Origin of the sequence: Pedobacter aquatilis (assembly GCF_032678405.1) — a bacterium.
In the GTDB taxonomy this organism is placed as follows: domain Bacteria; phylum Bacteroidota; class Bacteroidia; order Sphingobacteriales; family Sphingobacteriaceae; genus Pedobacter; species Pedobacter aquatilis_A.
Window position 1 is genome coordinate 390,143 of record NZ_JAVTSJ010000004.1, and the last position, 17,544, is coordinate 407,686.

The 17,544-nt window shown below is 42.9% G+C and carries 9 protein-coding genes; 1 reads left to right on the plus strand and 8 read right to left on the minus strand.

The window, feature by feature from the left end; translation table 11 throughout:
* Positions 1-56: 56 nt before the first annotated feature.
* The gene (locus R2R71_RS13205; protein WP_316831742.1) at positions 57-2,531 is read left to right on the plus strand and encodes a glycoside hydrolase family 2 TIM barrel-domain containing protein; all 2,475 of its coding nucleotides are present in this window, start codon (positions 57-59) and stop codon (positions 2,529-2,531) included.
* A gap of 20 nt (positions 2,532-2,551) precedes the next feature.
* Here R2R71_RS13205 and R2R71_RS13210 read toward each other — a convergent pair whose 3' ends face one another.
* The 8 genes from R2R71_RS13210 to R2R71_RS13245 form a co-directional block, all read right to left on the minus strand.
* The gene (locus R2R71_RS13210) at positions 2,552-4,027 is read right to left on the minus strand and encodes a gluconokinase (RefSeq protein ID WP_316831743.1); all 1,476 of its coding nucleotides are present in this window, start codon (positions 4,025-4,027) and stop codon (positions 2,552-2,554) included.
* Entirely contained in the window at positions 4,012-5,034 is a 1,023-nt protein-coding gene (locus R2R71_RS13215) for an NAD(P)-dependent oxidoreductase (protein ID WP_316831744.1), read from the minus strand. The genes R2R71_RS13210 and R2R71_RS13215 overlap by 16 nt, the downstream gene beginning before the upstream one ends.
* Positions 5,035-6,013: 979 nt before the next feature.
* Positions 6,014-8,275 (minus strand): glycosyl hydrolase family 95 catalytic domain-containing protein, encoded by a 2,262-nt coding sequence (locus tag R2R71_RS13220; RefSeq protein ID WP_316831745.1) that lies wholly within the window; start codon positions 8,273-8,275, stop codon positions 6,014-6,016.
* A gap of 26 nt (positions 8,276-8,301) precedes the next feature.
* Positions 8,302-10,089 (minus strand): alpha-L-fucosidase, encoded by a 1,788-nt coding sequence (locus tag R2R71_RS13225; protein WP_316831746.1) that lies wholly within the window; start codon positions 10,087-10,089, stop codon positions 8,302-8,304.
* A gap of 158 nt (positions 10,090-10,247) precedes the next feature.
* Complete coding sequence (locus R2R71_RS13230) at positions 10,248-11,708, minus strand: alpha-L-fucosidase (RefSeq protein WP_316831747.1); 1,461 nt, start codon at positions 11,706-11,708, stop codon at positions 10,248-10,250.
* An 82-nt stretch (positions 11,709-11,790) separates the two neighbouring features.
* The gene (locus R2R71_RS13235) at positions 11,791-13,329 is read right to left on the minus strand and encodes a RagB/SusD family nutrient uptake outer membrane protein (RefSeq protein WP_316831748.1); all 1,539 of its coding nucleotides are present in this window, start codon (positions 13,327-13,329) and stop codon (positions 11,791-11,793) included.
* Positions 13,330-13,341: 12 nt separating this feature from the next.
* On the minus strand, positions 13,342-16,470 hold the full coding sequence (locus R2R71_RS13240; protein ID WP_316831749.1) for a TonB-dependent receptor: 3,129 nt from the start codon (positions 16,468-16,470) through the stop codon (positions 13,342-13,344).
* 169 nt (positions 16,471-16,639) lie between these two features.
* Complete coding sequence (locus R2R71_RS13245) at positions 16,640-17,512, minus strand: AraC family transcriptional regulator (RefSeq protein ID WP_316831750.1); 873 nt, start codon at positions 17,510-17,512, stop codon at positions 16,640-16,642.
* Positions 17,513-17,544 lie beyond the last annotated feature (32 nt).

Below are 17,544 nucleotides of genomic sequence, written 5' to 3' on the forward strand. Positions count from 1 at the left end.
ATTGTTTAATTCAGCTTTTACAGTCCTCGTTATATTCGTTATTTTAATACCTTAAGATGAAACCAAAAGCTATTTCAATAACACTATTTTTACTGTTCTCCTTTCTTCATCAGTATATACTGGCACAGCAAAGTATTAGGTTAAATGATAACTGGGAATTTTTAAAACAGGATTTAGGTGGTATCTGGGAAGCAGTTCGTCCGGTAGGTTTGGGCAATCCTGAAGCAGTTCCCCTGTGGCAGCAGGTTAAACTTCCTCATTGTGTAAATGCTGAAGATGCTGTAGATCCTGATGTAAATTACTACCAGGGACCAGCATGGTACCGCACACAGTTGGCCATTTCAAACCCTTACCAGAAAGGCCGGACATTGCTGCATTTTGAAGGAGCCGGACAAAAAACCGAAGTATATGTTTATACAACCAAGGTTGGAAGCCATACCGGTGGTTACGACGAATGGACGGTTGATATCACTGACGCTGTAGCAGCCTTTAAAAAGACGGAAGCCTTCAGTAAGCAGTTTAAAGGAAAAGTTCCCGTATCAATACGGACAGATAACAGCAGAGACCTGGAGATGATTCCTTCTGATTTATCTGATTTCAATGTTTACGGCGGTATCTACCGTTACCTGAATTTAGTTTATGCACCGGCACTGTCAGTAGATAAAATATTTGCTAAAGCAGAGGTTGATTCGCTCGGCAAATTCGGTAAACTGAATGTGAAAGCCCGCTTATATAACCCTAATCATTATGGTGGAGGTAGTTTTCGGCTAAAACTTCTTGATCCCAAAGGAAAAATGGTGAGTGAAACGTTTAAAAAATTTGAATCGGCTGAAGATTTGCAACTGTGGGATATAGAGATTAAAAAACCAATACTTTGGTCAACAGATAAACCTGCTCAATATACATTGCAATATGAAATCACTTCCGCTGAAAGTAGCGACAAGGGAGAAGAAAAAATAGGTTTTCGCCATATCGATTTTGTTGAAAAAGGACCTTTTAAACTGAATGGTAAACGTTTACTGCTTCGCGGTACGCACCGCCATGAAGACCATGCAGGCCTTGCCGCGGCAATGACAGAAGACCTCATTCGCCAGGAAATGGTCATGATGAAGGATATGGGGGTAAACTTTATCCGTCTTGGCCATTACCAGCAGTCGCGTATTGTACTTAATCTTTGCGATAGCCTTGGTATCCTGGTCTGGGAGGAAATTCCCTGGTGTCGGGGTGGCTTAGGTGGCGAGCTTTACAAAAACCAGGCACGTACCATGCTTAAAAACATGATCGAGCAGCATTACAACCATCCTTCCATTATGATATGGGGATTAGGGAATGAAAACGACTGGCCGGGAGACTTCCCTGAATTCGATAAAGAGAAAATCAGGACTTTCATGAAAGAACTGAACGATGAATCACACAGGCTCGATGCCTCGAGGTATACCGCCATCAGGCGCTGCGATTTTTGCAGTGATCTTGTAGATGTTTACTCTCCCTCTATTTGGGCGGGCTGGTACCGCGGTGCCTATACCGATTATAAGCAGGCCTCTGCGGATGAATTTAAAAAGGTGAAACGCTTCCTTCACGTAGAATGGGGTGGCGACAGTCATGCGTTGCGACATTCAGAAAATCCGGATAAGGCCTTAAGCAAAATTAAAACCGGTGGCGCAACAGATGAAAGGGCAGGCGATGCATCCCTTTATGGTGGTGCGGCAAGGATTTCTAAAGATGGCGACTGGAGTGAGTCTTATATCACGAACCTCATCGACTGGCATTTAAAGGAACAGGAAACCATGCCCTGGTTAAGCGGCACTGCCTACTGGCCTTTTAAAGATTTCTCAACGCCTGTTCGGCCTGACAACCCCATACCGTACATGAACCAGAAAGGTGTGGTAGAAAGGGATTTGACAAAGAAAGAGGCTTACTATGTATTTCAATCTTACTGGACAGACAAGCCGATGGTTCATATATATGGCCATACCTGGCCGGTGCGCTGGGGCGATGAAGGTGAAGAGAAAATGGTAAAGGTCTATTCAAACTGTACGGAGGCCGAAATCTTCCTCAATGGTAAATCATATGGTACAAAAAAGCGGAACAGCCAGGATTATCCTGCTGCAGGTTTACGCTGGAACTTACCCTTTCTAAAAGGAGAAAATACGGTTAAAGTGATCGCAAGGAAGGGAAAACAAACAGTTACGGATGAGCTTAAATTTAATTACCAGACCGAAAAATGGACAAAGCCTGTAAAAATGGAACTGAAGAAAATCGCTCAGCAAGGCGATGTGGCAACAGTAGAAGTTAAGCTGTTTGATAAGGATGGCGTACAATGCCTCGATGCTGTTAACTGGATTGATTTTGGTTTAACCGGCGATGGAAAACTGATAGACAACAGGGGGACTTCTTCCGGCTCACGCAAGGTTCAGGCATACAATGGCCGGGCAATCATCAGCTTAAATTTAAACAAGGGTAAGAGTGTTGTTTCGGTTAAGTCAGCAGGTTTACCTACAGTATTTGCGACAATTAAGAAGGAAGATTAAAATATAGCACATGGCGCTATCTAGAGTTCCATGTGCTTTTGATATAATGGAGCGAGCGTCTCGCGCAAACTTTTAAAAAAACTATAAGTTCTTTTATGGTAACTGCTTTTAGACAGGTCAGGAATGAACATATGGGTATTTTCCCCAGCGCCTAACCCAACAGCAGATTCTACAGCAATGCCTTCTGCTTTAAAACAAATCAGGGCATTGCCTATCAATGCCATTTGTTCTTCCTTAGAGATAATGATTGGCAGCCCTAAGATATTGGCGAAGATCTGTGGCCAAGCTTTGATTTGAGCACCGCCGCCGCCCATATATAACCTATCGATATTGATAGATTTATCCCAAAGGGCATCTAAAAGATATTTCATTGAATAAGCAACGCCCTCTAGGACCGCGCGGTAAAGGTCGATACGTGAGTGATGATTTTTGAGACCAAAAAAAACACCGGAAGCATAAGGCCCTGTTTTAACATCCCGCTCCCCACTGAGATATGGAAGGCAGATAAGGGCTGGATTTGGATTTGCTCCTGATAGATCGGGATAGGATAGCGCGCTATCAAAGATATTATCCTTTAACCAGTTAAGCGTCAGGGCTGCATTGTTTAAAGCACCCCCGTTAAAAAAAAGTTTTTCCCCTATAGCATAAGGTTGGATCCTTTCATCTTCGGTAATATCGAAGATAGGGCGTTTTCCCACAATTCGTAACATCGCAGAAGTACCGAGATTGATAACCGCACTGTTAGGGCTAAAACCGTTGAGACCATAACCAAGTGCAGCACCATCATAGAGGCCAAGAAACACCTTCACATTGCTATTCAGTCCAAATGCTGTGCAATGTGCTTCAAGTAATGGGAGGTTATAATGCATCCCGTTCTCGATCGCAGGAAACTGTTCTTTTTGTAAACCCAGGCGGCAAAGAAGCTCATCATCCCAACCCAATGTTTCAAGCTTAAGACATTGGCTAGCCGCTGCGGTACTGATGTCGGTAACAAATGCCCCGGTCAGCCATTCGAAAAGAAAAGATTTACTATCGCAAATATATTTAGCTTTCCTGAAAACCCGGGCTTCTTTGGCGCGAAAATAAAATAGCCTGGGCAATGCATAAGGGGTAATCAGGGGGCAACCTGTCCTTTCATAAAGAGATAAATCAGAAAATTTAGCTTTAAAGGCTTCAAAAGTACGCTGGGCACGGGTATCGCTAAGCAGGGTTAGTCCAGTTAGGGCATTGCGATCTTTATCTAAAAGCATCAGCCCAAATTGGTAGCTAGAGGATATGATATGGGTAATTTCACCAGCTGCAGGTAATGCCAGGAGCCTCTTGATAAGCCCCGTTATCAGCGACTTTAATTCCTCCGGGGAATGTTGAGCGGTCCCGTCTTGTTTTGTATTTACCGGACAGGGGGCAGAAAGCCATTGAACTGGCTTTCCATCAGATCCAATTAACCCAATTTTAAGGTTAGTTGTACCAAGATCTATGCTTAATACCATTGCCATATTCTATATCCGTTTTCAACGATACTTGGATTAGCGAGCTCGCCTGGGAGCGCATTGTTGAAAAATACTGCTATCATATCCTCAACACAGGTTAGGCCCATACCCTTTAGCGATTCCCAGCTATATCCCCCAAGGTGAGGGGTGATGAGCACGTTATCCAATTTTGTTAACCTGTGATCTGTGCCAATAGGTTCACCTTCAATTACATCCGTTGCATAAGCGCAGATCTTTTGCGCTTTCAATGCATTATATAGCGCATCTTCATCCAATAGCTCCCCACGGCAGGTGTTTACTAGGATAAGGTCAGCGCGCATCTGATCAAATTCTGCCACTTTAAACATCCGCCTGGTTTCGGCAGTAAGCGGACAATGAAACAAAATCACATCTGATAGACTTATTAATTCTTGCAGCGAAACTTCCCTGGCATTAAATTCGGCAAATTTTGATTTTTCAATATAAGGATCACAGGCTATGACCTGAGCGCCGAAGCCTTTCGAAAAGATTTCGGCACTCCGAGATCCGATATTGCCCATACCAATGATACCTATTGTTTTACCCTTTAATTCTAAACCGATCATAGTCGCCCTGGCAGACCAATTATTGCTTTTAACGGCATGAGCACCTTGAAAAACCTTTCTTCCCGCTGCAAGTGTCAAGGCAACAGCGTATTCCGCAACGGCCTCTTTTTCAACAAAACCTTTTACCCGCGATACTAGAATGCCAAATTCTTTTGCAGCCTCAAGGTCCACGTTATCGCAGCCAATGCCATGCCTGGTCAAAAGAACAAGATTTTTGCAGTAGGCCAGCGTAGCTCTGCTGAATTTAGGCGTCACACTGGCGATAATGCCATTAGCATCTGCAAGTTTCTCTCCTAATTCATCTTCATTTATATCAGCAGGAACATTAAGGTGCCTCAGGGTAGAAAAGGATTCTAGTTTAGTTAAGTGCTCATCGAAATGTTTGCCGAAAGTACTTGAGTTTACGATGTAGATTATAGGCTTTTTCATAGCTTTAAATACTTGGTTTTATTAAAGCAATAATACTCGCTTATACCACTCGAAAACTGCATGAAAACTGCATATTAGTAAGCTTTTTAGGCTTTTGAGTCTCCCTCTAAAGATCAAGTGCTACTATCTATAAAATATGTATCAGGTACACCGCGACCTATCGTGATCAGCTATGCTAGTCAAACGTTTGCGCTGTGATGCGCTAGATGCTTTAATTTTTATTAGATTTATAAGTCATTAAATTTGATTGTTAATATTTCGTAAAAGAAAGTGAATGAAGTACACGGAGAATAAAAAAAATGAAGTTTGAATGCATCAACTCACCTTGTTTTGAACCAGTTTATACCAGAAGGATTACTTCATTACCTATCAGAAAGCCACAGTTTAATCCCATTTCGTAATAATACCAGGCCAGGTCTTAAATAAGACTATACAGTTAGATGGCCAATATTTCGGTTCCCTGGATAGTTCAGCATGTTTATTCCAAGTTTTGCTTTTATCAAAATTAATCGCGTATGACATATTTACGTATTAAAAGATATAGCAGGTTAGTTAATAAACCCCGTTTTTAGGGTTAGCTCGGTCTCTAACATTAAACCATACAATATGAAATTTACTAACCTGGAAAAAGATAGTTTTTTGAATTTAGCTTGGATTTTAGTCTTAGATTGAAACTGATAAAGGATGCTAGTTTCAAAATAGCCTGTTTTTAAGTTGGCTTTTTCGGAGATTGAACAGGATCCCCAGAGTTCTAACTGGAATTAAGATCTGTCCTATTAACGACTATTGTGTTGTCTTATATTGATTTTTGATAACTTGGCCACCATTGTAGAAGAACAGTTGAGGGGCATTGATTGTGTATAAAATTTCTAGAAACGCCTATGGATATCCGCTGAGATAATAGCAAAAATAAGTAAATGATAAGGGGGCATCCACCCCCTTACCCAACATACAGCCCATCCCTAAAACTGCATGCGTATTATCGGCCCTGGTTTAAACCCCAGTGCCAAGCTGTATTGAATTGGTAGGGCACTGGATTAATTTCCCCAGTGGTTTGTTTTTTAGCCTTTAAGGTTATAATTTCACCCGCCTTAGTGTCAAAAGAAATAAGCTGTTGATCTTCAAAAACGCCAATAGTAACCCCAGTTTTTTCCGTTGAATCGCTCATCACTTCCTCAGGTTTCATTGTGGTTTGAATCCTGCAGATACCACCTTTTAAACTTTTGACCTGAATGTAAGTGGTATGCCTGTTTTCATACCGGGCGGAAACCTCGAAAGCTCCCTCAGCACCTAATTTATCAAAGCTTGCATTTTTCCAGTTCGAAGGAACTGCAGGAAAGACCCTTACCTTAGCCCCCCAGGATTGAATCAGTAATTCGCAGACAGAGTTGAGCGCAGCCAATGGCGTCTCAATCACAGGACCAGATTCCCTGTAGAGCGTATTGGGCTTGATATATTTAGTGAACAGTTGATCTAACATCCTCGCCGATGAATCCCCTTTTCCCATACTGGCATAAATCGAAGCAGCACCGGTATAAGTATAGCCTTGGAGAGCGCCTTTCAATGAGATCCAGTGATTCAAAGATTGGCTAATAACAGGCCGGTCTGCGGGATTTTCCCAATTGATCAAATGGTAAGGGTAGATCATCAATAGGTGAGAGTAATGACGGTGGGAGGTACTTAAGGGTAAACCCCTTGCAATCATAAAGCCGGTAGCATCTTTTGGGTACTCACTCAGATTAGCAGCGAGATCCTTCCATTTATCGGTATCGCTGTCATTTAGCTTCAACTGAGTATTCACATCCGATAATGTTTTCAAAGCCCAGCGCAGTGTTGATAATACATAGTTCGCATCAGCTCCGTTTTGGCTGTATTCTGGAGAAATAGAGACTGGAAAATGATATTTCCCGGATTCATCTTTTTTCAACAGGTGGATCATGAAATTTGTTGAACGTTTTAATAAAGGATAAATTTCCTTGCGCAGCCGCTGTTCATCCTTGGTATGGAGATAATATTCATAGCAGTAAAACATCGTCCAGCAAAGGTTAGCCGCCTCAAAATTCCCTGAAGCTATTTCATCCATCGATATTTTACTTTCCAGCGTATAAGAAGAACTCCTACCAATAAGAGAAGCATCCCCCTGCCATTGCTCAGGCACATTTTTTCTAAGCTGCTGCTCATTTTTCGCCAAAGTATTCAGCAAAGGCTCGCTCAACTCCGTATGATTGATAACAGCCATGGGCGAATAACTTAGCTGAACGTTCAGGTTCCACCAGATAGCTGGCCATGGGGTATCACTTGTCCATGGGCCCATTAAGTCAATCATCGGTTTATTTGGCCGTGTAAGGCAAGCTAGTTTGTAGAGCTGCGCCCAGTAGAAGCTTTCCATTCTTTTATCAGGCAGGGATACGAAACTCTTTTGATAATAATTATGCCACCAGTTGGCGTGTTTTAACAGATTAGTCGAAGCACTGTTTTTTTCAAAAGCCTTGACGTAGTTTTTTGCCTGAGCAATTTCATCTAAATTATTAAATTCATCATAACCGATGCTGATGTTGACTTTTTCAAAACCTTTTGACCGGTTACTCGTATAAACGCTTGCATAACCGCCCCGGTTAAGCAGTTGCTGATGGTAAATCCTGAAAGAGCCTTGAGTGCTTGCCAAGATAGGCGGATTAGCTGGATAACTTTCAGGCTTATCTGGACGGTTAAAACCAAGTCTGGCACTTTTACTCTCCTCAGGTACAAATTTTAGACCACTAGCTTCCTCCGCCCCTGTTTTATGCAGCTCAATTACCATCACTTCCCCAACAGCAGAGACATAAGCAGTGAAATCAATTTCCCCTTTTTCAGTTTTAATTTTACCCTTAGCGATGGCATTATAGATATCCAAAACGATTTCGGAGGAGGTAATTGCACTTTTAGTGCCCAGTTCGAAATGACCTATAGGAAGGCGTGCCTGGGTGTAGAGCTTATTCACCTGCGGCGCTACTGCGGTACGGTTATCTACTACATCAGATCGGCCGATGTCAAATCGAATAATGTTTTGTGCTTGCTCGTAGATATTGATGCCAAGCAAGCCATTACCAAGGATCACACCTTCATAGTAGTTTTTACCCAGCCTGTCCCATTTCAGGTTCTGCGCTTGCATAAAAGCAGGCCAGTTAATCTGCTGGGCACTTGACAGGATTGTTAAAATGGTACAGCAAAAAGCTATTATAAAAGAAGTTAATGTTTTCATAAATTTTGAATTCGGAAAAAATACATTTATTGTACAGGATAGGGAATAAGCTGAATTTCTAGTACTTTTATCAGCTCCTGCTTTGTTATCGTTACTGGAGTAATTTCCAGATTATGCAAGCCAGGGCTTAAGTCGATATCCCCAATGGTCTCCAGCTGAATTTGTTCATTAGTCGTTGATATTACGGTCTTTATTTTTTTAAACTTGTCGATGCTGATAGTATAAGTGCCAGCGCTTGCAGCATCAGAGAGATATTTAATCTTCAGCGTAAATTTTACGGGGCTAAGTGCTTTGAAATCCCAGCGCATCTGCTGGCTTTTGTTTTTCCAGCCAGTAACATAATACCGGCCTGCCTTTCCATCACCGTAGCCAAAGCCTCCGCCAGATAATCTGGCATCATAGCTTAGCAAAACATTATCCTGGTTTGAAGCCAATGAAGGAATAGGATCTGTTTGGATGGGGTCAGATGTTTCAAGCACGATCACCGTGTTGAGCGTATCCAAAGGCGCTTTAGGAAGATCTAGCTGGACCCCAGCCGAATCAATCCGCTTTGTTTTTATGGTTTTAGATGGAGCTGTTAAGAAGTAAGCCTTTGAAAATTTACTTTTAAGCCCTGAGAGAATAAGCTTATTATCTTTTGGCCAGTTGAATACATGCAGATATAATAGTTTATCCTTTTGGGTGATAACACCCCAGTTCTGGATGGGAAGCGGTGTTCTGCTGGTGCCATAGATGCTGGCAGAATTTTTAGCCATCCAGTTTCCTAAACCTTCCAGAATATGCTTATCTGCTTCAGCAAATTCACCGCTGCCCATAGCACCGATATTCAATAATAGATTACCTCCCTTAGAGGCCGCTTTAGCCAGTAGGCGGATAAAATGCCCAACTGGCTTATGGCTTTTGTCAAATTTAGCGTAACCATAAGATTCGTTAGTGGTTGGAATGGCCTCCCAATCTCCGCTTACCGGATAAAACTCTGCCGGACGATCAGCAGTATTCTTATAATCACCCATGTTCAGCATTTCCGTGTTCAGTAAACGTCCGTTAATGACAACGTTATCATCGGTTTCCCTGATGACCTTCAAAATTCTAAGATTCTCCGATAAGGGTAGCTTATGAGGCGTGTCAAACCACAAGATGTCCGGCTTGTAGATAGTTAATAGTTCTTTGATCTGAGGGATGGCTTTCTCATCAACATATTTGGCAGCTTTGGCAATAAGCTCGGGATGTACGTCATACCAGTTTCTGCCCCCGAATAATCCTAAGTCTCCTCCTGGATTTTGGTAGCTCCAGTCATTGCCTGGCGCATCGGGGTTCTCCCAGTCAAAGGCATGCGAATAATAAAAGCCAAATTTGAGACCATAGCGCTTGCAGGCTTTGGAAAGTGCTATCATCGGATCTTTCTTCCAGGCGGTTTCGTTAATCACGTTAAACTTTGAGACCTTGGAGTCATACATAGCAAAGCCATCATGGTGTTTGGCTGTGATGATCAGATAACGGGCACCTGCTGCCTTAGCGCTTTTCACCCAATCATCAGCATTAAAGCGGCCCGGATTAAATTCATGAGCGATCTTAAGATAGTCCTCGCGGGATATTTTTTCCTTTCGCATCAGGTGCTCACTGTATCCCGTGACTTTTTTGCCCTGCCATTCCCCTCCAGGAAGGGAGTATATACCCCAGTGTATAAACAGGCCCAGTTTAGCCTCACGCCACCAGGCGATCCTCGAAGCGAGGTTATCCATACTTTGGTCCCACCAGTTTTTTCTGGCCGAATCAATAAGTTTCTGCTCACGTAAGCGGTTTTCATTCGCCATAGTTTTATCTTCATCCCCCGTCTGTTGGGCGCTAGCGCTAAGGACAAATAAATGGCCGCATAAGATGAGCCCCAGTAGGGAAAGCTTATAGCTTGATTTTAATTTTACGACGATATTCATATGTAGGAAATGACTTATTAAATGCTGTCACATCTGCTTTATTGATCGACTATTTTCGATGTTTTAGTATTCTTTTGTACTGACCGAACGGGCGAGAGGCTTTGTGCCAGGGTTAATTTAACCACAGGTATTAATTCTTTAGCCATTTTTCCACTCGGCAAGCTAATGCTTATTAAACCATTTTCGCCGGAAGTGAATTTAAGCTTCTCGCTAGAGGCAATGAGCTTAGCTTCTTTTATTTTAATCTTTGCAGGCAAGTTGAGCAGCCCATTTTCTGGCATATCAAACACATAAAGAAACATTTCCCTGTTTTGCGGCCGGTTCTTAATCGCTATCTTACCCCACCTTACAGCCGCCAATGGCGCTTTAGTAGTTCCATATATAGACTCACCGTTTGTTTTCATCCATGCACCGACAGCGTTTAATACTTTTATTGACCCCGCTGGGATTAAACCATCGGGCTGGGGACCTATGTTGAGCAGGAAATTTCCCCCTTCCGAGCTGGCAGAAATGAGCGTCTTGATAACTTTTTCTGGACTTTTCCAGTTCGTATCCGGACGCTTATAACCCCAGGAACTGTTTAGGGTCATACAGGTCTCTACATCATGCACACCCTCCAGCTCTTCACCTGGTAATTTCTGCTCGGATGTTCGGAAATCACCTAGAAAATTAGGCCTTTTGAGCCTGTCATTAACAATAATGTTAGGGTATTTTTTTAGTTCATTGGCTATTTCTGTAGCCTGGGCATCAGTAATTTCGGCCGGAGTATCAAACCAAATTGAGGCAATATCGCCATAATTTGATAATATCTCTTTAATTTGAGGCAATGCGATCTGATGAATATAATCATCGAAACCCTTTCTCATCTGCAGGTAATCCCAGTGTCCATTGTTTTTAAGCGTATAATTATCGATACTGGTTGAATCCGGATTTGCCCAGCCTTCCCATACAGCCCTGCGCAGGGCAGCACCTCCGGGATTTACCCAATCCTGGGATTGACTATAATATAGCCCCAACTTCATCCCATGCTTGCTGCAAGCGGCTGCAATTTCCCCAACGATATCCCTTTTAAAAGGCGTGTAATCCATGATGTTAAAGGTTGAGGCTTCGCTTTTAAACATTGCAAAACCATCGTGGTGCTTCGCAGTGAAGACAATATATTTCATCCCGGAGCGCTTAGCAAGGAGAACAAGCGAATCGGCATTAAATTTTATTGGATTAAAACCGCTGGCAACCAGTTTATATTCCGAAACACCAATTTTACAGCGGTTCATGATCCATTCCGCACCGCTTCTGCGTTGCAGTTCCCCGTGGTACTCGCCACCCCAGATTGAGTATACCCCCCAATGTACAAACATACCAAACCTGGCTTCCCGCCACCAGCCCATCTTCTTGTCCTGATCTGTCCCTGTTTGTGACCAAGATAGGGTAGCGCTAAAATTTAGAAAAAGAGAAAAAAATAGGATCGAAAGCTGAAAACGGGATTTGTTAATATTCATAAAAAAGGAATTTAAAAGATGATTTAAATTGAAAAGAAAAATTCCCTGCCAACATATGCTGCTCGGCAGGGATGAGTAGGTGCTAGTAACCAGTATTTTGAAAATTGCTAACACCAAGGCTGGCCATAATATCCTGCTCAGATCTCGGAATCGGCCAAAGCACATTCCTTGACTGCCAGACCCTGGTCACACCATTGGGATTGGTTATAGTCGGAATTACATCTTTCTCTGTATTCCACCTTTTTAGTTCAAAGAAACGCTGACCTTCCATGCCGAATTCTACCCGCCTTTCGTGACGGATACGTACGCGCATATCAGCCTGTGATAAGCCTGGTGCTAATGCAGGCATGCCAATTCCAGGACGTTGCCTTACCAGATTTACGGCCGTATAAACACTTGCATCAGGTCCGGACGATTCATTTTGCGCCTCGGCGTACATCAAAAGTACATCCGCGTAGCGCATAAGTATAAAATCCTGATCACTTTGGGTAGAATAGCTTGTTGGATAACGACTTGGGTCGACGCCTTTGCGTGTTAAGAATAAGGTTGTTGAATTAGGTACAAATGGGTTTGAACTCGGTGCTCTAAAATCTCCCGGGGTGATAACTGTAAGTTTTAACCTTGGGTCGCGGTTCAGGTAAGGGTTGGCACTGTTGTAGAGTGGTGAAGTGCTGATGGGCAAACCATCTGTACATTCAAAATCATTTACCAGATAGCGCATCGGCTGAAGCGCCAGCGCACCATCGTAAGACATCAGCCAGTCTTGCTGACTGTATAGATTTGGCGGTAAGAAACGTGCCGAGAACATAATCTCATTATTACCGCTCTGGCCTGCTTTTAAGAACATCGCCCCATAGTTGCTATAAAGTGAAAATGTTTTGCCATCAATTATAGCCTTAGCCACTGTAGCGGCCTCAGCAAAACGCCCGTTAGTTAGCAGCACTTTTGCTTTATAAGCCTGCGCAGTCCCCCGTACCGCATGGCCAGTATAGCTGCTACTAGGTAAATTACTAATCGCATAGTCCAGATCAGCTAAAATGGTATCCACAACAATAGATTTGGCTGTACGTTCTTTTTTAATGCTGGTCTGGTCAAAGCTCAATGGCTGGGTAGTTAAAACTACGTCCCCGTAAAGTTGTGTAAGTAGGAAATAATGATAAGCCCTTAAAAACCTGGCCTCCGCGATATATGTCTTCTTGGTAGCATCGGCTAGCTGTACGTTCGCACTCTTAGCAATAAAGAGGTTACTCGCAGCAATGGCATCGTAGCTATAGTCATACATGTCACGAAGTATCCCGCCACTTGTTGATTCGTACTGGCCTAGGGTTACAGTGCCTAGCGCGCCACTGGATGAATTAGTATAAGCGTTATCAGTTAAGGTTTCCCAAAGCATATAGGCGCCGCCCACACCAGCAGCGGAAGCACCCACGCTGGTTGCATTCGCGCCGCGTACTAGAAAATTATAACAGCCATTCAAGGCAAGATCTAAATCACCCTGAGTTTTATAAAAAGTATTTTCAGATAATTGCGCTAATGGATCCTTTTGTAGGTAATCTTTTTTGCAGGATATAGCGCCAATTACCATGCACAGCGTCCCAAATAATATTGATATCTTTTTCATGCTTTTTGTTGATTAAAAGGTTACTCTTGCCCCAAAATTGTAAACCTTATTTTGTGGATGTGTTAAAAAACGGGTGTTGTTCGGAACACGTTCGGGATCCAGACCAGGGTAGTCAGTGAAGATGAACAGATTCTCACCAGAAAAATAAACCCTCAGGTTGCTAATTCCAACAGGCTTCAGCCATTGAGCAGGAAGGGTATATCCGAGTTGGATGTTCTTAATTTTCAGGAAAGAAGCATCACGGAGATAATAAGTCGAAACCGTAGAAACGTTTGAGTTCACAGCGCCACTACCGGTTAAGTATATTTTAGGCATAGTGGTGCTTTGGTTTTCTGGTGTCCAGGCATTGAGCCAATCCGTGGTCGGTACGGAACCTTGGTTAAAAGGTTGGAAGCCCCAACCGTTTACATATTGTTTTTGTCCTTGGGAGCCATACAGAAATATGGAGAAATCAAAGTTCTTGTATTCAAAATTCGTCGTTAACGAATAGTCATAATTCGGGAATATACCAGATACAACAGTTCTATCGCTCTCGTTGATTACACCATTGCCATCCAGATCCTTAAATTTGAAGGTACCTGGCGTAGGACTAAAAGGTTGGGCAGGCGCGGCAGCAATTTCAGCGGCAGATTGGAATATCTTGTCAAATTCATAGACATAGAAACTGCCATAAGGTAACCCCTCTTTAGTGATGGTTGTGGCTCCGATAACCTGAGGTCCAAATTTGACAAGTTTATTTCGGTTCGCTTGAAAGTTGCCAACGATGGAATAGTTAAGCGCACCGATTTTGCCCTTATAGCTCGCATTGATCTCCACACCGCGGTTGCGTAGCGTTCCGTTGTTCACCGTTGGTGCATCGTAACCTACGAATAACGGGATATTCGCATCCGTTAAAATATTAGTCGTTAATTTATAATAATATTCTGCGGTAATGTTCAGCTTGTTTTTCAGAAAAGAGATATCCAACCCAATATTTTTTTGATTGGTAGATTCCCAGGTAATGTTATTGTCCACTAGACGGGTTTGCCTTACCCCATCCGAAAGTGCTGTCGCAGTTGGATACGAATATCCAGTCGTGTAGACATCCTGGTAAGGGTAATTACCGATGTTCTGATTTCCCAGTTTACCGATTGAAGCCCTGATCTTTAAATCCGAAACCACCTCCAGTAGGGGTTTAAAGAACTCTTCCTGAGAAATCCGGTAACCTAAGGCTAGAGATGGAAAGAACCCCCATTTTTTTCCTTCACGAAACCTGGAAGATCCATCATACCTCGCACTTCCCTCCAATAAATATTTTCCGGCATAATCATATGAAACGCGGCCATAGTAAGAGTTAAGTGCCCATTCAAAAGCCTGACCTGTGTTCGATTGTGCACCGGTACCACCCACGTTAAGTTCCTGGGCATTGTTATTGGGATAGACCACCCTGGCGCCTGATAGTGACTGTGTTTTTAGGTAATCGCTTTGGGTACCGGCTAAAATGGAGAAGGAGTGGTTATTTATTTTTTTACTATAGGTTAGTTGCGTATAGCCCGCAGGATTGATCGTATTCTCATCATATACGGTTAGCCCCTGTCCTCCGACGTCTAACGTGCGGGTTGGGGCAGTCGTAGGGGCGGCAAGCCATTGATATTGGTTGATGACAGGCTTATAGGCATATAACTTATTGAAAGCAAAATTGGTACCCACACTGGTCTTCCATTGAAGCCCCTCAATAATCTTTACATCAAGGAAAACGTTTCCCTGAAGCGTGTATTCGTTGTTGCTTCCCGGTGCATTTTCTATTACAGCGAGAGGGTTTTTATTTGGGGTCGTACCATTCGATTGGGAATATATCGAGGTGTAACGGCCGGTTCCATCCGGTAGAATAGGGCCGTATAATGGCGCCTGGGATAATGTAGAAAGAAAGATATCCTGACTGATAGAACCGTTAAGGGTATTGGCAAGGGTAGATGAACCGATGGCAGGAAATTTTCTTGCACCATAATTTAAGGTTAAACTGCTGCCAAAATTAATTCGGTCGTTCACCTTTGCATTTAAATTAAACTGCATGTTATATTTCTTAAAGCTAAAACCGCGCATGATATCAGGCTGGTCAATAAAGCCCAGACCGACATTATAGGTAGTTTTCTCACTACCCCCCGATACGTTAAGGTTATGCGTTTGTACATTCACGGTCCGAAGCATAAGATCAAGCCAGTTATAATCGGGAAACCTTGTTTTATCAGTTGCGCTGGCATAGTCATTGATCTGACTGGCAGTGTAAGCCGTAGCAGGAACTCCCGAATTTGTTGCAGCCTGGTTATAAAGCTGCATGTATTGAACAGAGTTATACACGAAATCTGGTAACCTGGTAGCGGAGGTAACTCCATCGTTATAGCTATATGAAACCTGGGTTTTACCCGCCTTTCCCTGTTTAGTGGTAACGAGTATGACGCCGTTAGCCGCGCGGGATCCATATATTGATGCCGAAGCAGCATCTTTAAGTAAGGTCACGCTTTCAATGCTTTCTGGATTCAAAGCCGTAAGGCTTCCGGGAATACCATCAATAATTACTAAAGGGTTGCTTCCTGCACCATAAGAGCCTAATCCTCGGACACGCAGAACATTCCCCTCAGCACCAGCTTCACCCGAGGCCTGGGTTACCTGCAATCCCGGCAATTGTCCCTGCAATAGCTGGGTAGGGTTCGCAGCCACACGCTTGTTCATCTCCGCGCCGCTTACAGCAGCGACAGCACCGGTTAAACTGGCCTTCTTCTGCGTTCCATATCCCACCACAACCACAGTTTCCAGGTCAGTTTGACTGCTCTCGAGACTTAAGTTAATCGTCGTCCTGTTCCCAACGTTCAGTTCCTGCTGTTTATAACCGATGAGGCTGAAAACGAGCGTAGAGTTTGCAGGGACTTTAATCATATATTTTCCGTTTCCGTCACTGGCAGACGCAGTCTGAAGACCCTTGACGCTCACGGTTACCCCAGGTAAAGGCCCTCCGCCGCTTTCCTTGATTGTTCCCGATACGTTCAATGTTTCCTGAGCATTCGATGAAGCGTGAAGTGCAGCACATAGAAAAAGCATGATCAGTGCTTGCTTGAATGGCCAGTGGAAGACATTAAAGAAAATGGTAAAGTTCGTTTTTCTCATAATCTTGTTGTTTAGTTCGGCCCCTCAGGAATATATACCGAGGGAACCCTTTAATATTTGGTTAATTTCAATATGCAATTACCGGCTTTTACTTAATCGAAAAATTAATGAAATATGCAATGCATTAAGGGAAAATGTCCATTTGATCTTTAAAGGCTAGTTAGTGTTTTTAAGACTTCGAATGCCGTTTTTTATAAAAGAATTCCTTTTGATATACCGCAGGGGTTTTTTTGGTGACATTTTTGAAATGCCTGTGAAAGCTGACGAAATTATTAAAACCACTTTCATAACAAATCTGCTGGAGGGTATATTTGTCTTCAATCAAAAGTTTACAGGCGACACCAATTCTATATTCGGTTAGAAACTGGGAATAAGTTTTACCGGTTTGATTCTTGAAGTATTTGCAAAATGAAGTAGGGCTGATATTCGCAATAACGGCAACGTCTTCGATGGCAATTTTCTTTTTGAAATTCGAAAATGAAAACTGATAAATATCATTTATCCTTTTGCTTTCAGATTGCTGCAAGCCAGGGTTGAATGAGGTTGAAGACAGTAACCTATGTTCATCACTGGAGGCAATATGTTCAAGAATCTGCAGTAGTAAGGTAAGCCGGAAAACAGTCTTTGCCTCCTCAAGTTTTAAAATCAGTTCGACCACTGGCTTTTTAATCTGATCGGTTAGCTGCAGTCCAAAACGGGCCTGGTTGATCAGTTCCTGAATCAGCTTGGTTTCAGGTAGATTTAAAAAACCATCACCCCAGAAATCAGCGTTAAAATGGATGACATGTATATCCCTTTGCCCTGTATCAGATTCATCGAAACGCCAGAAGTGGGGTAGATTTGAACCTATCATCACGATATCACCCGATCGGAATTTTCGAATGCTGTCACCGATAAACTGTGTTCCCGACCCAGATTGAAAATAGATGATTTCTATTTCCTGGTGAAAATGCCAGATATTTTCAAAAACTGGTGCATAATCCCTCCTAACACTAAAAGACTGTGAGGGATTAGCACATACTTTTAATAGCTGTGCTCTCATAGTGATGGTGATAAGTAGAGATTTAAATAAGG